This is a genomic window from Pseudomonas putida (genome assembly GCF_002025705.1).
GTDB lineage: Bacteria > Pseudomonadota > Gammaproteobacteria > Pseudomonadales > Pseudomonadaceae > Aquipseudomonas > Aquipseudomonas putida_J.
In genome coordinates this window covers 4412460-4429139 of the sequence record NZ_CP018846.1, presented here as the reverse complement: position 1 = coordinate 4429139, position 16680 = coordinate 4412460, and the positions used below count along the sequence as shown (strand labels likewise).

Annotated in this window: 14 protein-coding genes and 3 tRNA genes; 8 read left to right on the top strand and 9 right to left on the bottom strand. The window is 61.6% G+C overall.

The features are described 5' to 3' along the window. Window positions 1-156: 156 nt before the first annotated feature. The 5 genes from BUQ73_RS19945 to BUQ73_RS19925 all read right to left on the bottom strand — a co-directional run bounded on the left by BUQ73_RS19945 (window position 157) and on the right by BUQ73_RS19925 (window position 4841). On the bottom strand, window positions 157-1449 hold the full coding sequence (locus BUQ73_RS19945; protein WP_079229361.1) for a virulence factor family protein: 1293 nt from the start codon (window positions 1447-1449) through the stop codon (window positions 157-159). Continuing rightward, a complete protein-coding gene (mprF, locus tag BUQ73_RS19940; RefSeq protein WP_416171831.1) occupies window positions 1449-4007 on the bottom strand; it encodes a bifunctional lysylphosphatidylglycerol flippase/synthetase MprF in 2559 nt (852 codons plus the stop codon). Before mprF ends, BUQ73_RS19945 begins: the two co-directional genes overlap by 1 nt. Before the next feature lie 333 nt (window positions 4008-4340). Next, window positions 4341-4417 (bottom strand) — tRNA-Met (locus BUQ73_RS19935). A 134-nt stretch (window positions 4418-4551) separates the two neighbouring features. Then, window positions 4552-4628 (bottom strand) — tRNA-Met (locus BUQ73_RS19930). A 136-nt stretch (window positions 4629-4764) separates the two neighbouring features. Continuing rightward, window positions 4765-4841 (bottom strand) — tRNA-Met (locus tag BUQ73_RS19925). Between the two features lie 208 nt (window positions 4842-5049). Here BUQ73_RS19925 and dinB point away from each other — a divergent pair. Continuing rightward, the gene (gene dinB / locus BUQ73_RS19920; protein WP_192858728.1) at window positions 5050-6108 is read left to right on the top strand and encodes a DNA polymerase IV; all 1059 of its coding nucleotides are present in this window, start codon (window positions 5050-5052) and stop codon (window positions 6106-6108) included. A gap of 31 nt (window positions 6109-6139) precedes the next feature. Here dinB and BUQ73_RS19915 read toward each other — a convergent pair whose 3' ends face one another. The 3 genes from BUQ73_RS19915 to BUQ73_RS19905 form a co-directional block, all read right to left on the bottom strand. Then, window positions 6140-7093 (bottom strand): hypothetical protein, encoded by a 954-nt coding sequence (locus tag BUQ73_RS19915; RefSeq protein WP_079229358.1) that lies wholly within the window; start codon window positions 7091-7093, stop codon window positions 6140-6142. Between the two features lie 20 nt (window positions 7094-7113). Continuing rightward, window positions 7114-8829: a proline--tRNA ligase gene (locus tag BUQ73_RS19910; RefSeq protein WP_079229357.1), complete on the bottom strand. Its 1716-nt coding sequence runs from the start codon at window positions 8827-8829 to the stop codon at window positions 7114-7116. Window positions 8830-8989: 160 nt separating this feature from the next. Beyond that, window positions 8990-10279 carry an OprD family porin gene (locus BUQ73_RS19905; RefSeq protein WP_079229356.1) on the bottom strand — a complete coding sequence of 430 codons (1290 nt, stop codon included), beginning with the start codon at window positions 10277-10279 and terminating at the stop codon, window positions 8990-8992. A gap of 740 nt (window positions 10280-11019) precedes the next feature. Between BUQ73_RS19905 and BUQ73_RS19900 the strand changes: the two genes are divergently transcribed. Then, window positions 11020-11448, top strand: coding sequence for an HIT family protein (locus BUQ73_RS19900; protein ID WP_079229355.1), 429 nt, complete (start codon window positions 11020-11022; stop codon window positions 11446-11448). Window position 11449: 1 nt separating this feature from the next. Beyond that, on the top strand, window positions 11450-11656 hold the full coding sequence (locus tag BUQ73_RS19895; RefSeq protein WP_027919964.1) for a SlyX family protein: 207 nt from the start codon (window positions 11450-11452) through the stop codon (window positions 11654-11656). Between the two features lie 38 nt (window positions 11657-11694). Here BUQ73_RS19895 and BUQ73_RS28845 read toward each other — a convergent pair whose 3' ends face one another. Then, a complete protein-coding gene (locus BUQ73_RS28845; protein WP_079229354.1) occupies window positions 11695-12288 on the bottom strand; it encodes a cold-shock protein in 594 nt (197 codons plus the stop codon). Window positions 12289-12566: 278 nt separating this feature from the next. Between BUQ73_RS28845 and BUQ73_RS19885 the strand changes: the two genes are divergently transcribed. The 5 genes from BUQ73_RS19885 (at window position 12567) to BUQ73_RS19865 (ending at window position 16557) form a co-directional block, all read left to right on the top strand. Continuing rightward, entirely contained in the window at window positions 12567-13040 is a 474-nt protein-coding gene (locus BUQ73_RS19885) for a Dps family protein (RefSeq protein ID WP_027919962.1), read from the top strand. 150 nt (window positions 13041-13190) lie between these two features. Further along, window positions 13191-13517, top strand: coding sequence for a ribbon-helix-helix domain-containing protein (locus BUQ73_RS19880; protein WP_079229353.1), 327 nt, complete (start codon window positions 13191-13193; stop codon window positions 13515-13517). 92 nt (window positions 13518-13609) lie between these two features. After that, window positions 13610-13831, top strand: coding sequence for an FmdB family zinc ribbon protein (locus BUQ73_RS19875; RefSeq protein ID WP_027919960.1), 222 nt, complete (start codon window positions 13610-13612; stop codon window positions 13829-13831). 94 nt (window positions 13832-13925) lie between these two features. Further along, window positions 13926-15701, top strand: coding sequence for an aspartate--tRNA ligase (gene aspS, locus BUQ73_RS19870; RefSeq protein ID WP_027919959.1), 1776 nt, complete (start codon window positions 13926-13928; stop codon window positions 15699-15701). A gap of 109 nt (window positions 15702-15810) precedes the next feature. Next, the gene (locus BUQ73_RS19865) at window positions 15811-16557 is read left to right on the top strand and encodes a YebC/PmpR family DNA-binding transcriptional regulator (RefSeq protein ID WP_027919958.1); all 747 of its coding nucleotides are present in this window, start codon (window positions 15811-15813) and stop codon (window positions 16555-16557) included. The last annotated feature ends 123 nt before the right edge of the window (window positions 16558-16680 follow it).

The following is a 16680-nucleotide window of genomic DNA, read 5'->3' as shown; positions in this document are numbered from 1 at the left end:
AGAGCCGCTGCCTGGAGCGGCCTTGCCGGGACGCCGGGCCGGTCGGAAAGGGCCGCCAAGCGGCCCCTCGATTCAAGTTTTAACGCGAACATTGCGGGGACTGCCATGCAGTCCTTTCGCGACACAAGGCCGCTCCCGCAATGACCGCGCCAACCCTCAGTTCTTCGCAGCCACGCTGGACTTGCCCTGGCGGGTCTCGATCTCGTCGATCAGGCGCTTGGCCAGCGCCGGGTAGTTCTCATCGAAGTGATGGCCGCCTGGCAGCTTCATGCGCTCGCCTACAGCAGTCTTGTCGGTGCAGCCGCTCTCGTCGGTTTCTTCCACGCCGTACACGCAGACCACCTTGGACGCCGGCAGCCTGGCCATTTCCGGCCCGGTAGGTGCTTCCTGGCCTTCCTTGCCCAACCAGCCCTCAACCTCGATCTCGAAGCTGCCGCTGCGCGCGAACGCCAGCAGCACGACCGCGTCGATACGCTGCTGGTCTTCGGCCGGCAGGCGGTTGTAGATGGCCGGCAGCACGTCGGCGCCGAACGAATAACCGGTCAGTACGAAACGCTTGGTGCCCCACTTCTGGCGGTAGTGCTGCATCAGCTCCGACAGGTCGGCGGCGCTTTGCTCCGGGGTTTTGTGCTGCCAGTAGTAGCGCAGGGTGTCGATACCGACCACCGGGTAGCCGAGCTTGGCCATTTCACCGGCCACGTCGCGGTCCAGGTCGCGCCAGCCGCCGTCACCGGACAGGAACAGGGTGACAGTGTCGGTGGTCTGGCCAGCCGGTACTTCCACCACCGGGATGGCCAGGGCGTTGCCGTCGCGACCGACCAGGGCCTGGGTCAGTTGGGCCTTGAGCACCTGTGGCAGGTGGATGTCGTAGTCGCTGATGCTGGTCTCGGCGTTGGCCTGGTCGCGCACGAATGCAGCGCTGGCGTCGTCCGGGTTGTCGTTCCAGGCGACGTTCCAGTGGCCGTGGGCGGCCGACTTCGGCAGCTCGGCCTTGCAGCCTGGCTGCTCCAGAGTGAAGTCGACCGAGATGGCCCGTGCCTTGTCGTCATTCTGGGTAGCCAGCCAGCGCCATGCCTGGGCTGCGCCCGGCCCAATGCCGGCGACCAAGGTCGGTTTGTCGGAGAGCTGGGTCAGTGCCTGATCCATGGCTTGTTGCTGCTTGGTGCAGTCGTTCGGCGGCAGGATCACCTGCACCAGTTGTGCCTCGGCGGCCTGGCTCAGGTCCAGCAACTGTTTGTCGGTCAGGGCCTGGTCCTGGGGTACGCCGATGGCGACCCGCGCCTTGGCGTGCACGCCCGGGGTGACGCGGATGATGCTGGTGTCATTGAGGGTCAGCTGCTCCAGCCGTGCCTCGGGGGCAGGGCGGGCCCACAGCCAAAAGCCCGCAGCGCCGGCCAGGGCGGCCAGCAACAGGGGAATCAGTACGTACAGCCAATAGCGTCGGATCATCAACGTTTCACCAATCCAGTCAGGCCGCCGGCAATCAGGGCGGCAGTATCGGCCAGTGCCACCAGCGGGTCGAGCCCGGCCGGCACGGCCATGTAACGAGGTTCCCAGTCCGGCTGGAACTTGTCCTTGAAGCGCCGCAGGCCCTGGAAGTTATAGAGCTGCTCACCACGGCGGAACACCATCGAGCCCAGGCGCTGGGTCAAGGGTGCACCACGGCGTGGCTGCAGGCCGGAAAGCGGGACCATGCCCAGGCTGAAGCGGCCGTAGTCATGGCTTTTGTAATGCAGGATCAAGCCGATCATCATGAATTCCATGGTCAGCTTCGGCGCCTCGGGGTGGGCGCGCATCAGGTCGAGGCTGGCCAGTTCGTTGCTGTGGGTTTCCAGCAGGTTGGCAAAGGCCACCGGCCGGCCCTGGAAACGAATCAGGGCGATACGGAAGTGCTGCAGGTACTCGGGGCTGAAGCGCCCCAGCGAGAAGCCTTTCTCGCGCACGTTCTTGCCGCCGAGCCAGGCATCGGAGATTTCCTTGAGCTCGGCCAGCGGCGCCTGGCCGGGTTCGTGGATCTCCAGGCTCAGGCCATCCCGGCCGCCGCGGTTCCAGGTGTAACGCAGGTCCTTCATTTCCTTGCCCTTGGCTTCGAGGTCGAAGCGGCGCAGGTCTACTCGCGCTTCTTCGCCAAGCTTCAGGGCAGTCAGGCCGATATCCATGTAGAACGGCAGGTTCTCCGCGCGCACCTGGTAGAACACCGGGCGGGCGTGGTGCAGGTCGCACAGGTCGCGGAACTGCCAGATCATTTCGGCGCGCTCCTGGGCCGGGCCGATCGGGTCGTACAAGGCCACCAGGCTGCGGCCGCGACGGGCATACATGAGGAAGGCATTGTCGCTGGGGTGGAACAGCAATGCCTTGTCGCCGGTCAATGCCAGGCCACCATCGGGCTGGTCGGAGGCCAGCAGGATACGGTTGGCGCGTTGCAGTTCGGTGTCATCAGGCAGGTGAATGACCGGACGGGCGGTGCGCAGCAGCCAGGTCAGGGCGACGATCACCAGCAGTACTGCGCTGCCCAGGGCGGCACGCAGGCCGCGCGGTGCGTCCGCGTCGAGGGTGAACTGCCACCACAGCTTGTGGGTATAGGGCACGTCCTGGTAAGCGAACAGCAGCAGCCATACCGAAGCGCCGACCACACAGGCGCTGGCCACCAGGTACACCGGCGAGAACGGCAGCTCGAGCAGCCGGCTCGGCCGATAGAACGAGCGGCGGAAAATGGCCAGCAGCGCGGCGGTCAGGGTCAGCAGGCTAGCTTCTTCCCAATCGAAGCCTTTGAGTATCGACAGCAATGCGCCGACCAGCAGCAGCACGGTGGTCAGCAGCCAGGCCGCCGACAGGCGCCGGCGCAGGCCCTGGGCCAGCAGCAGGCAGAGTACGCCAATCAGGCTCGCGCCGAAGTGCGAGGCGTCGATCAGCCGGTGTGGCACGAGGAAGCCCATGTGCTCCAGCCGCGTGTCGATTTCCGGGGTGGCGCCGGAGAACAGCAGCACCACGCCCGACAGGAACACCAGAATCGCCAGGATCGGTGCGCCCAGGCCTGAAGCCGCCTTGATTGCCTGCTGGGCGAACAGCAGGCGGCGTGCCTCGTTGGCCAGCAACAGCACGCAGGCGAGCAGCAGTGGCAGGACCACGTAGATCAGCCGGTACAGCAGCAGGGCGGCGGCCAGTGGCGCGGCGCCAAGTTGGTCGGCGAAGGCAGCCAGCAGGATCGCTTCGAACACCCCTACGCCACCCGGCACATGGCTGAGCACACCAGCGGCCAGGGCCAGCAGGTAGACCAACACGAAGGCGCCGAAGGGCGGCGCCTCCGGCAGCAGCAGGTAGAGCACGGTGGCGGCAGCTGCCACGTCCAGTGCGGTGATCAGCAATTGCAGGGCCGCCAGGCGGCCACCGGGCAGGCGCAGGGTGCGACGGCCCAGTTGCACCAGCAGGCTGTCGGCCAACGGTTGTTCCGGCAGGCGGCGGCGATACAGCCCGATCACCAGCAGGGTAGTGACGGCCAGTACGGCGATGGCGATGCCGGCCAGCACCGTCGCGGGCAAGCGCAGAGCCGCTGCCGCTGCCGGCAGGTTGCTCAAGGTGGCCAATGCCGCCAGTGGTGGCAGCGCGCAACCCAGGGACAGGCTGGCAAAGACGGTCATGCGCGCGACTTCGGCGGCGCCGAGGCCCTGGCGCGCGTAGAGGCGGTAGCGTACCGAGCCACCCGAGAGCATCGACAGGCCGATCGCGTTACCGATGGCAAAGGCGCTGAAGCCACCCATCAGCAAGGTTCGCGGGGGCAGCTTGACGGCTGCATAACGGCTGGCCGACCACTCGTAACCCAGCAGGATCACGAACCCAATCACTGTCGCCAACAGGGCGCCGATCAGTGACCGTGCCGGTACGTCGAGCATGGCATCGTGCAGGGCGTAGATGTCCAGCTCGCTCAACAGATGCCGGCAAGCAATCAGCGCCATGGCAAACAGCAGCAAGGTAACGGCCAGGCCAATCGGCTGACGGTAACGGCTCATCCGCTCCAGCCAAGGCAAGCGCTGGGTAGCAGTCGGCAGTGCCGAGGCTAGAGGCACCTGGGGTTCAGGGGTGTGCGATGTCATGAGATGCCTCGAGCGTGCTGCGCGAGGAGGGGAAGAGCTGCGGCCAAGTGAAAGTCCCTTTGGTAAACGTATCCAGATATTACTCCGGGCAACGTTACTTTCAGTCGTCCGGCAGTGTTAAAGATAGTTCATCCTATAAGATGAGACCTCAAACAAGCGGGTTTGCTTGAGGCAGATGGATTTTTCAGGCGACGAAATGCAACAAACCCCGCGCTGCTGTTACACAGGCGGGGTTTGTTCTGACGAATATGGTTGCGGGAGCCGGATTTGAACCGACGACCTTCGGGTTATGAGCCCGACGAGCTACCAGGCTGCTCCATCCCGCGTCAGAGGTGCGCATTCTATAGAGTTGGGCGTTCAAGTCAAGAACTAACTGCAAAATGACGCACAATTACTTTTTGTCCTGATTTCCAGGCAAAAGAAAAAGGCCACTGCGTTAACAGTGGCCTTTTCTCGAATCTGGTTGCGGGAGCCGGATTTGAACCGACGACCTTCGGGTTATGAGCCCGACGAGCTACCAGGCTGCTCCATCCCGCGCCTGTGAGATCGAATTCTACAGCTTAAGCAGCGAGTGTCAAGCGCTACTTGTTGATTTCCTTGATTTTTCTTTAGGTAGTTAAAATCGAGGCAAAAGAAAAAGGCCACTGCGTTAACAGTGGCCTTTTCTCGAATCTGGTTGCGGGAGCCGGATTTGAACCGACGACCTTCGGGTTATGAGCCCGACGAGCTACCAGGCTGCTCCATCCCGCGCCTGTGAGATCGAATTCTACGGGTTTTCTTGCCCATGTCAAGCGATATCGTGAAAAACCCTTTTTCGTTCAACCTCTTAGCGTCAATGTAAGGCTGCGACTCAGGCGCGACGCGGCTTACAAGCCGATTATCGAAGCAGGCTGTCTCTGCGTCAGCAGCATGCGCTAATATCTGTATGAATTTACAGTGGTGGCCGTCATCAATGTCCTTGCGCAAGATCATCCATATCGACTGCGATTGCTTTTACGCCGCTATCGAGATGCGTGATGACCCGCGTCTGGCCGGTCGCCCCATGGCAGTGGGGGGCTCCCCGGACCGTCGCGGGGTGATCGCCACCTGCAATTATGAGGCGCGTGCCTATGGCGTGCGCTCAGCCATGTCCTCCCGGCATGCCCTCAAGCTTTGCCCCGACCTTGAGATTGTCAAACCACGCTTCGAAGCCTATCGGGAAGCTTCGCGCGAGATTCACGCCATTTTTCGTGACTACACCGAGTTGATCGAGCCGTTGTCACTGGATGAAGCGTATCTGGATGTCAGTGACAGCCAGTGGTACGCGGGAAGCGCTACACGAATTGCTGAAGACATTCGCCGTCGGGTCGCCCGTACCTTGCATATCACCGTCTCTGCGGGGGTGGCGCCAAACAAGTTTCTGGCCAAGATCGCCAGCGACTGGCGAAAACCCAATGGTATATTCGTGATTACCCCGGACCAGGTCGAGACGTTCGTTGCTGCCTTGCCGGTGGCCAAGCTGCATGGTGTGGGCAAGGTGACCGCAGACAAGTTGAACCGCCTGGGTATCGATACCTGTCTTGACTTGCGAGAGTGGTCGCGGTTGGCGTTGGCGCGCGAATTCGGCAGTTTTGGCGAGCGACTGTGGGGGTTGGCGCGTGGGATTGATGAGCGTGCCGTTCACAACGATAGCCGTAGGCAGTCGGTCAGCGTCGAAAACACGTATGACAACGACCTGCCGGACCTGGCCAGTTGCCTTGAGCGCCTACCTGAGCTGCTCGACAGCCTTAATGAGCGGATTGCCCGAATGGACAGCAGTTACCGCCCGGACAAGCCGTTCGTCAAGGTCAAGTTCCATGACTTCAGCCAGACGACCATGGAGCAGGCGGGGGCGGGCAGGGACTTGGAAAGCTACCGCCAGTTGCTGCGTCAGGCGTTCGCTCGCGGTGGCAAACCGGTGCGCTTGTTGGGGGTGGGGGTAAGGTTGCGGGACCTGCGCGGGGCGCATGAGCAGCTGGAGTTGTTCCCAGCCAAATGAAAGGGGCTGCAAAGCAGCCCCTTCTATATAGTTACTGCACGCCTGGGTCGGCGACCAACCGGCCAGTGGCCTTGGTCAGCGCCGTCAGGAATTCCTGCTGCAGTTCCGGATCGTTGCGTGTCAGCTCGATCAGGCTCTGCTCCATCTCGCTGGCTTCCTCTTCCAGGCCCAGCTCGGACAAGCGCTTGACCCGGTGTACCCACTGGCCGACATCGTCATCCTCGAGGTCATCGAAGATCAGCTCATGGGCTTCGCGCAGCTTGTTGCGCAAGGTAGCGCTGACCAGCAGGCTGGCATCGCCACGCACGCCGTTGTCCTCGTCGACCACTTGCATGTGCAGGGTGCCGACGTGATTCAGGTGCTGTTCCGAGAATGGGCTGTCCAGCAGGTTCAGGCGCAACACGCCGTTCCTGTCGGTGGTCAGCTCGTGGGTCATCTTGCCAGCCTTGACTTCGACCAAGCGCTCGCTCCAGGGCACGCTGGTGAATTCTTCGCGCTTGTCCTTCTGCACTTCACTGATGCCCGCCAGGTTCTGCTGAGCGCGCCCGTTGGACGGCGTGTTCATGAACGGGTTGAGGCCATCCACGCCATAGCTGAGCCAGTCGTGGGTCATGCTCTGCGGCAGGTTGCCGAGGGCGAACACGTTGACCACGTTGGCCCCTATCCCAGCCACCACAGCTACCGCACCCAGCGGGATCTCGTAGATCTCCCGCCAGGGCTGGTAAGGGGTGTAACGGTCGTAGCGACGGGTGACCTCGTACTCGGTCACCTCGAAACGCTTCTGTTCATGGATGCGCACACGCCGTTGCGGAAGCTCCATCACCTTCGGCTCGCCGACATCGATCTGCAGGGTGTGTTCGAGCAGCTTGCGCTCGACGCGCTCCTCATGGTCGCTGCGCTGGGACATCTGGTTGGCGCAACCGCTGACGAGCAGGGTGCCGCACAGTGCGGCGCCCCCCAGGGTAAAGGTACTTCGCTTGGACATGATTACTCGTGCATTGATTATCAGCGGCGAACGCGGGCCTGCAGGAAGGTCAGCACTTCATTGAGCGGCAGCGGTTGGGCCTCCTGCTCGGTGCGGTGCTTGTACTCCAGGTTGCCGTCGGCCAGGCCGCGGTCGCTGACGACGATGCGGTGTGGAATGCCGATCAGCTCCATGTCGGCGAACTTGATGCCGGGGCTGGTCTTCTTGTCGCGGTCGTCCAGCAGCACCTCGAAGCCGGCTGCGGTCAGTTCGGCGTAAAGCTTGTCGGTTGCCTCGCGGACCACGTCGGTTTCGTAACGCAGTGGTACCAGGGCAATCTGGAACGGTGCCAGGGCGTCGTTCCAGATGATGCCTTTGTCATCGTAGCTCTGCTCGATGGCAGCGGCGACCACGCGGGACACGCCAATGCCGTAGCAGCCCATGGACAGGGTTACCGGCTTGCCGTTCTCGCCCAGTACCTGGCATTTGAGTGCCTCGCTGTACTTGGTGCCGAGCTGGAAGATGTGGCCAACTTCGATGCCGCGCTTGATCACCAGGGTACCCTTGCCGTCCGGGCTTGGGTCGCCTTCGACGACATTGCGCAGGTCGGCAACCTGTGGAACCGGCAGGTCACGCTCCCAGTTCACTCCAAAGTAGTGCTTGTCGTCGATGTTGGCGCCGATGCCGAAGTCGCTCATCAGGGCGACCGAGCGGTCGATCACGATTTCCAGCGGCAGGTTCAGCGGGCCGAGCGAGCCGGCGCCGGCACCGATGGCCTCGCGCAGTTCGGCATCGGTGGCCATGACCAGCGGGTCGGCAACCTGTTCCAGCTTGGCGGCCTTGATTTCGTTGAGCTCGTGGTCGCCGCGGACGATCAGGGCGACCAGCTTGCCCTCTTCGGCGCCGCGCACGATCAGGGTCTTGACGGTCTTTTCGATCGCCAGGCCGTGGTTTTCCACCAGCTGGGCAATGGTCTTGGCTTCCGGGGTGTCGACCAGGCGCAGTTCCTCGGCAGGAGCAGGGCGCACGGTTTCACGCGGGACGGCTTCGGCCTTCTCGATGTTGGCGGCGTAATCGGAGCTGTCGCTGAAGATTACGTCGTCTTCGCCCGACTCGGCGAGGACGTGGAATTCGTGGGAGTAGCTGCCACCGATGGAGCCGGTGTCGGCCTGCACAGGGCGGAAGTCCAGGCCCAGGCGGGTGAAGACGTTGGTGTACGCCTGGTGCATGCGGTCGTAGGTTTCCTGCAGGGAAGCCTGGTCGGCATGGAAGGAGTAGGCGTCCTTCATGATGAATTCGCGGCCGCGCATCAGGCCGAAGCGTGGGCGAATCTCGTCACGGAATTTGGTCTGGATCTGGTACATGTTGAGTGGCAGCTGCTTATAGCTGGACAGCTCGTTGCGGGCCAGATCGGTGATCACTTCTTCGTGGGTCGGGCCGACGCAGAAGTCGCGCTGGTGGCGGTCTTTCAGGCGCAGCAGCTCGGGACCGTATTGTTCCCAGCGGCCGGATTCCTGCCACAGCTCGGCAGGCTGGATGCTTGGCATCAGCACTTCCAGGGCGCCGGCGGCGTTCATTTCCTCGCGCACAACGTTCTCGACCTTGCGCATCACCCGCAGGCCCATCGGCAGCCAGGTGTACAGGCCGGAGGCCAGTTTGCGGATCATGCCGGCACGCAGCATGAGCTGATGGCTGATGACCACTGCGTCGGCAGGGGTTTCTTTCTGGGTGGCGAGCAAATATTGACTGGTGCGCATGGTTAGCCGTGTCGATTGCCTAAGACGTTGAAATAGCCCCGCATTGTACGGGGGCGAAACGAAGGCGTACAGAATGCCCCAGGGCGTGGCAGTTGTCAGCCAAGAAAAAGCCCGGCGAGTGTGCCGGGCTTTTTCAGGTGCGGGGCACTATAAGCCAGGCTTACAGGATGCTCAGCGGGTACTCGACGATCAGGCGCAGTTCGTCGATCGAGCTCGAACCGTAGTAAACGCCATCGCTGGAGCGGTAGGTGGCCTGACGGACACGGAAGCTCAGGTCCTTGGCAGGGCCTTCCTGCAGCACGTACTTGACGTCCACGTCGCGTTCCCATTCCTTGCCATTGCTGGTGGAACCGGTGTTGGCATCGCTACCACGCACGTAACGGGTCATGAAGGTCAGGCCAGGCACGCCGAACTCGGCGAAGTTCAGGTCGTAGCGAGCCTGCCAGGATTTCTCGTCTTCGGCGTTGAAGTCGGAACGGGCCACGGAGTTGGCCAGGAAGATGGTACCGCCACCGTCCACACCGTAGCCGTAGTCGCCGTCACCGTGCACTTTCTGGTAGGCCAGGGTGAAGGTGTGGGCGCCGATGTTGTAAGCGCCCGACAGGCTGTAGGCCTGGTTGTCGAGCTTGGTCACGCCATCTTTCTCGGCGCGCTGCAGGCCTTGGCCATCGCTCTTGGTGTCATAGATGTTGAAGTCGAACACCAGACCTTGTTTGTCCGAGAGCGGCAGCGCCCAGTTAACGTTGGCGTAGTACTTGCGCCAGTAGTCTTCGACCTTGGAGTAGTACAGGCTGGTGGACAGGTTGTCGGTGAAGGCGTAAGTGCCACCGATAACGTCGGCTTGCTTCAGGTGCAGGCTGTCATGGAAAGTTTCGGACTGGGCGTTCAGCGCGGTGAAGTGACCGGCGTTGAGGGTCAGGCCTTTGATTTCGTTGCTGGTGATCAGCGCGCCCTGAGCCACTTCTGGCAGCAAGCGGCTGTCATCGGTCGCGAGCACTGGCATGGCAGTGAACTGGTCGCCGACTTTCAGCACGGTATCGGAGATGCGCAGTTTGACCGCTGCACCGCCTTCGGAGAACTCATCCTGCGCACGGCCATCGGCGTCAGTCGGGAACTGGCCGGTGCTGTGGCGACCTTTGCCGCTGTCCAGTTTCACGCCGAGCATGCCGATGGCATCGACGCCCACGCCGATCACACCTTGGGTGAAGCCAGACTCGTAAGTGCCGAGGAAGCCGAGGCCGGTTTCTTCAACGCGGCTCTGACGATCGCCGGTAATAGGGTCGCGCTCGTTGTTACGGAAGTCACGGCTGAAGTACAGCATGCGAGTCTTGACGTTCAGCTTGCTGTCTTCGAGGAAACCCTTGGAATCGTCCTGGGACGAAGCCACTGCCATCTGCGAGGTCCCTGCCGCAACGGCCAGGGCGATCATGCTCCACTTCATCACGCGCATCGTGATTTGCTCCTTTGGTTTTTAGGAAGAGTACCGCTGCGCCCAAGTCTTTTAGTTATATGGGGCAGCTCTTTCTTGTTATGTCGGCGGAAATGTATAGCACGCTGACTGTTGTTGGCGATATGGCAAAAATCTCCATTTCGGGAACTTTATGGCCATGTCGCTTTTAGGTATTTCCATGTCGCAAATCACGCCCCGATTAACTGGGTCGTACAACTCCAGCGCTGTTCCAGTGCCGTAACGATTCTGTAAGTACAGATTCCGGCTAGGGAAACTCCCTGGTGTATCCAATTTCGCTGTTGTTATTTGTCGCGTCACCTGGTCTATGCAGGTGCCGTGCCGACTTGGCGTGAAGAGAATGCAACAAGCGTGCTCAAAATTAACAACGGTTCATGAAATTTTCACAAGCCGTGCTGGCAAAGGTCGAAAAGTGCCGAAAACACGGGCTGCGAGTTGTCTGATGGTGTGCCAGGTTGAATGTGTACGTTAAAAGAAAAAGCTGCCATAAAAGTCAATGTGTTACCGGCAACTGTTGATCCTGAGTCATTGATGTGGGTAGAAGCGTATTGCCGCACACTTTTGTGGCCTCATTTTGGTGCGAAAAGTAGCGCTGTGTTACCGGCGTTGTGCAAGTCGTGGTGATTCATGAACTTAAAGCGTGCAGTCCTGCGCCTGGCGCATGTCGGCTGGGGCGAAGCAGGGTATCCTTGGCGCAATAGGTTTATTGCTGGAGATTGATTGTGTTTGATATGGATTCGCGTTTACAGCAGGACTCTCTGGTCCTTGGCGACTTCCCACTGTGCCGTCTGTTGCTCAGCAAGGATGCGAACTACCCATGGTTTATCCTGGTGCCCAAGCGCGCAGGTGTGAGCGAACTGTTCGACTTGAGCCAGGAAGACCAGGCGCAGCTGTGGAAAGAAACCACCTACCTGGCCGAAGTGCTCAAGCATGAGTTTGCGGCTGACAAGATGAACGTTGCCACCCTGGGTAACGTGGTCAGCCAGCTGCACATGCATGTGATCGTTCGCCGCCATGGCGATGCAGCCTGGCCAGCGCCGGTCTGGGGCAAGGTACCTGCCGTCGGGTACACACCGGAGCAGGTGGATGCCATTCGTCAGCGCGTGCGTGCACTCCTTGCTCTCCTTGCTCTCGATTACCAGGAGGCCTGACATGTCGCTTGAGTCGCGCATTATTGAACTGGAAACCCGTCAGGCGTTCCAGGACGACACGATCCAGGCGCTGAATGATGTGGTGGTCGAGCAGGGGCGGGTCATCGAGCGCTTGCAGCTACAAATGGCCGAGCTGATCAAGCGTCATGAAGAAATGGTCGGGCAATACGGCAGTGAAGGGGAAGAGGCGCCGCCGCCGCACTACTGAGGGTGGCAGCCCTGGGGTTGCCCCAGGGCTGTGCAGGGTCAGCGTCGGTTGACCGCGACCACGTCTTCGGCCTGCAGGCCTTTGTCGCGATGCATGACCGAGAACTCCACGCGCTGGCCTTCGACCAGAATGCGGTGGCCCTCGCCGCGGATGGCCCGGAAGTGGACAAAGATGTCGTCACCCGAATCGCGGGAAATGAAGCCGAAGCCCTTGGAGGTGTTGAACCACTTCACCGTGCCGGTATCCCGCTTGCCGGCCTCCAGCGGTGCGCCTTGGCTGGCGCGCACTTTCTTGCTGCTACGGGCGAAGCCCGCCACCAGGTGCAGGACGACGGCCAGTGCGGCGCAGACCAGCGCCGCCAGGTTGCCCATTTCCGGGCGTGCCAGCAGGGTCAAGGTCTGCAGGACCACGGCCACCACCAGCAGGGCGCAGGCCAGGTATTGCAGCTGTTGCCGCGCACCGCGGTAATACAGCGGCACGACCGGGGCCAGCAGGAGGTTGAGCAGGCCGAGCAGCGCCAGGTAGACCGCGTCGGGTTGCTGCAGGAAGGGTGTTGCGTCGGGTTTTAGGCTGGGCATGAGCGATAGCAGCAAAGCCGCAACGCCCGTCACCAGATGGACGATCTTGAACATGGGTTGGCTCACAGTTGATAAGGCCGATCACAGGAAGAGCTGGCGGCACGGTGCGCATGAGGTGTAAAGCGCGAACACGTGGTGGGCCAGCCTATGCACCCGGCAATGACTGTCCGCACGGGTGGCACCGTGCCTATTTAACAGCAAAGGCGGGGGTATCTCAAACCGCAGGCGGCAGGCACCGATGGCTTGCCCTGTGTCATGGGCGCATTGCGCCAAGTATTGATACAGTGTGTCGGGCCCGCTTGATCATCAAGCCTTATGGAAAGGGGAACTTCATGGCAATCGATATCGGTATCAGCGAAGAAGATCGCAAGTCCATCGTCGAAGGGCTTTCCCGCCTCTTGTCGGATACCTACGTGCTGTATCTGAAAACCCATAACTTTCACTGGAACGTCACCGGTCCGTCGTTCCGCACCCTGCACCTGATGTTCGAAGAGCAGTACAACGAACTGGCGCTGGCGGTCGACTCGATCGCCGAACGGATTCGCGCGCTGGGCTTCCCGGCACCAGGCTCCTATGCTTTCTATGCACGACACTCCTCGATCAAGGAGGAAGAGGGTGTGCCGCATGCCGACGAAATGATCCGCCAACTGGTCCAGGGGCAGGAGGCAGTGGTGCGTACTGCCCGCAGTATTTTCCCTGTAGTGGACAAAGTCAGCGATGAGCCTACCGCTGATCTGCTGACCCAGCGCATGCAGGTGCATGAAAAGACAGCCTGGATGCTGCGGGTTCTGCTCGACGGTAAATGATCGGTTAATCGTGTAGGACTTGTGTGAGGGCCCGGCTGAATCCATATCAGCCGGGCCCTTTCGTTTGTGCGGGAAGGTTTTGCCGCTGCTTCGAGCGCTGCGCTCGGCGCTTCATTGGGCCCCAGTTGATTGAGCTGAGGAAGTGGCGCGATGCAAGCGATCAAGTGTGCGATGGGGATGGGGCGCTGGCCCGGCAAGCAGTGCATCGACCCGTTCAAGGCCGATTTCGACATGTTGCAGACTCAGCCCGTGTCGCGTTCGGTGCGGTTGAATGGTTTTTCCACCTGTCTGCGCCTGGAGGCGGTGTATTGGGGTATCCTCGAGCAGATTGCCGCAGCGAACCAGTGTTCAGTCAGTGCCGTGCTGTCTTATGTCGACCGTGAAGTGCACCTGCGTCAGGGTGGGGTGCGCAACTTCAGCGGGCTGATCCGGGTGATCTGTGTCGCCTGGCTGCTCGATCCGCCGAGTGCACGCTGATCGCCCGGCGGGCTGCGCAGTGTCGGTTAACCATATATAATCCCGCTTTTTGCTGCCCCGGCAGCCAGCGTTGTGGTTGACGAGAGACGTTCATGCCCCTTTATGACTATCAATGTGCTTCCTGCGATCACCGGATGGAGGCGCTGCAGAAGATCAGCGCCGCGCCGCTGACCGACTGCCCGGCCTGTCAGGCGCCGGCATTGAAGAAACTGCTGTCGGTCCCCGGTTTTCGCCTGAGTGGCAATGGCTGGTACGAAACCGACTTCAAGACCGGGGCGAAAAAGAACCTGGCAGGCGGCGACAAGGCCGACTGAGTTGAATTGCAGTAGCCGGGTCTTGCAGTATTAGCCCTCCGGGCGGCCAAGGCCTCCAACGAATACACGAATCACGAGAAGCGAAACCACCATCATGATGCGCAGCCATTATTGCGGCCAACTGAACGAGAGCCTGGACGGCCAGGAAGTCACCCTTTGCGGCTGGGTCCATCGTCGCCGCGACCACGGCGGGGTGATCTTCCTCGACATCCGTGACCGCGAAGGCATGGCCCAGGTCGTGTTCGACCCGGATCGCGCCGAAACCTTCGCCGCCGCCGACCGCGTGCGCAGCGAGTACGTCGTGCAGATCACCGGCAAGGTGCGCAAGCGCCCGGACGGCGCGGTCAACGCCAACATGGCGTCCGGTGCCATCGAGATCCTCGGCTATCAGCTGAACGTGCTCAACGAAGCGGAAACCCCACCGTTCCCGCTGAACGAATACTCCGATGTCGGCGAGGAAACCCGCCTGCGTTATCGCTTCATCGACCTGCGTCGCCCGGAAATGGCCGACAAGCTGCGCCTGCGTTCGCGCATCACCAGCAGCATCCGTCGCTTCCTCGATGAAAACGGCTTCCTCGACGTCGAAACTCCGATCCTCACCCGTGCCACCCCTGAAGGCGCGCGTGACTACCTGGTGCCGAGCCGTACCCACGCGGGCAGCTTCTTTGCCCTGCCGCAGTCGCCTCAGCTGTTCAAGCAGCTGCTGATGGTTGCCGGTTTCGACCGCTACTACCAGATCGCCAAGTGCTTCCGTGACGAAGACCTGCGTGCTGACCGCCAGCCGGAATTCACCCAGATCGACATCGAGACCAGCTTCCTCGACGAAGCCGAGATCATGGGCCTCACCGAGAGCATGATCCGCAAGCTGTTCAAGGAAGTGCTGGACCTGGAATTCGGCGAATTCCCGCACATGACCTTCGAAGAGGCCATGCGCCGCTACGGTTCCGACAAGCCTGACCTGCGTATCCCGCTGGAACTGGTCGACGTTGCCGACCAGCTGAAAGACGTAGACTTCAAGGTCTTTGCCGGCCCGGCCAACGATCCGAAGTGCCGCGTCACCGCCCTGCGCCTGCCAGGCGGTGCCAGCATGCCGCGCAGCAAGATCGACGAGTACACCAAGTTCGTCGGCATCTACGGTGCCAAGGGCCTGGCCTACATCAAGGTCAACGAGCGCGCCAAAGGCGTCGAGGGCCTGCAGTCGCCGATCGTCAAGAACATCCCTGAGGCCAACCTCAACAACATCCTCGACCGCGTTGGCGCCGTCGATGGTGACATCGTGTTCTTCGGTGCCGACAAGTTCAAGGTCGTCAGCGAAGCCCTGGGCGCGCTGCGTATCCGCCTGGGCCACGATTTCGAGCTGCTGACCTGCGAGTGGGCGCCGATGTGGGTGGTCGACTTCCCGATGTTCGAAGAGAACGAAGACGGCAGCTTCACCGCGCTGCACCACCCGTTCACCGCGCCGAAGTGCACCCCGGAAGAGCTCGAGGCCAACCCGGCCACCGCGCTGTCCCGTGCCTACGACATGGTCCTGAACGGTACCGAGCTGGGTGGCGGTTCGATCCGTATCCACCGCAAGGAGATGCAGCAAGCGGTATTCCGCCTGCTGGGCATCGAGGCAGAGGAACAGGAAGAGAAGTTCGGCTTCCTGCTCGACGCGCTGAAGTTCGGTGCGCCGCCTCACGGTGGCCTGGCCTTCGGCCTGGACCGCCTGGTCATGCTGATGACCGGCGCCCAGTCGATCCGTGAAGTGATCGCCTTCCCGAAAACCCAGAGCGCCGCGTGTGTCATGACCCAGGCCCCTGGCATGGTCGACGCCAAGGCCCTGCGCGAGCTGCACATTCGTCTGCGCGAGCAGACCAAGGTCGAGTAATCGGCCCCGGGCGCATCCCGGCGGGTGCGCCCCGGCGCTTCGGCGCAGTATTTCCACGTTCCGCCCTTCGGGGCGGAACCTGTTTCTGTTTCAAGGATTCGGAGTCGTTATGGCTGGTCATTCCAAGTGGGCGAACATCAAGCACCGCAAAGAGCGCCAGGATGCCAAGAGAGGCAAGATCTTCACCAAGTGGATCCGTGAGCTGACCGTTGCCGCCAAGCAAGGTGGTGCCGACCCGGGCTCCAACCCGCGTCTGCGCCTGGCGCTGGACAAGGCCCTGGGCGCCAACATGAGTCGCGACATCATCGATCGCGCCGTGGCCCGTGGTGCTGGCACCAACGAAAGCGACAACGTCGAAGAGCTCAGCTACGAAGGTTACGGCCCGGGTGGCGTGGCGATCATGGTCGAGGCCATGACCGACAACCGTAACCGCACCGCTGCCGCCGTGCGTCATGCCTTCACCAAGTGTGGCGGCAACCTTGGCACCGACGGCTCTGTGGCCTATCTGTTCGAGCGCAAGGGGCAGATCAGCTTCGCCCCGGGCATCGACGAAGATGCCTTGATGGAAGCCGCGATGGAGGCCGATGCCGACGACGTGGTGGCCAACGACGATGGCTCGTTCGAGGTGTTCACCTCGTTCAACAGTTTCTACGCCGTGCGTAACGCGCTGGAAGAGGCGGGCTTCAAGGCCGCCGACGCAGAAATCGTCATGCAGCCGACCACCAGTGCCGAGCTGGATCAGGAGGGCGCCGAGAAGGTGCTCAAGCTGATCGACATGCTCGAAGACCTGGACGACGTGCAGAACGTCTACTCCAATGCACAGATCTCCGACGAGATCATGGAAAAACTCGGCTAAGATTTTGCGCTTGGCTTACAGGGCTTTTTCGCGGGCAAGCCCGCTCCCACAGGTATTGCACCCGGTTCAAGTGCGGTGCGATTTCTGTGGGAGCGGGCTTGCCCGTGAATAGGCCGGTACATT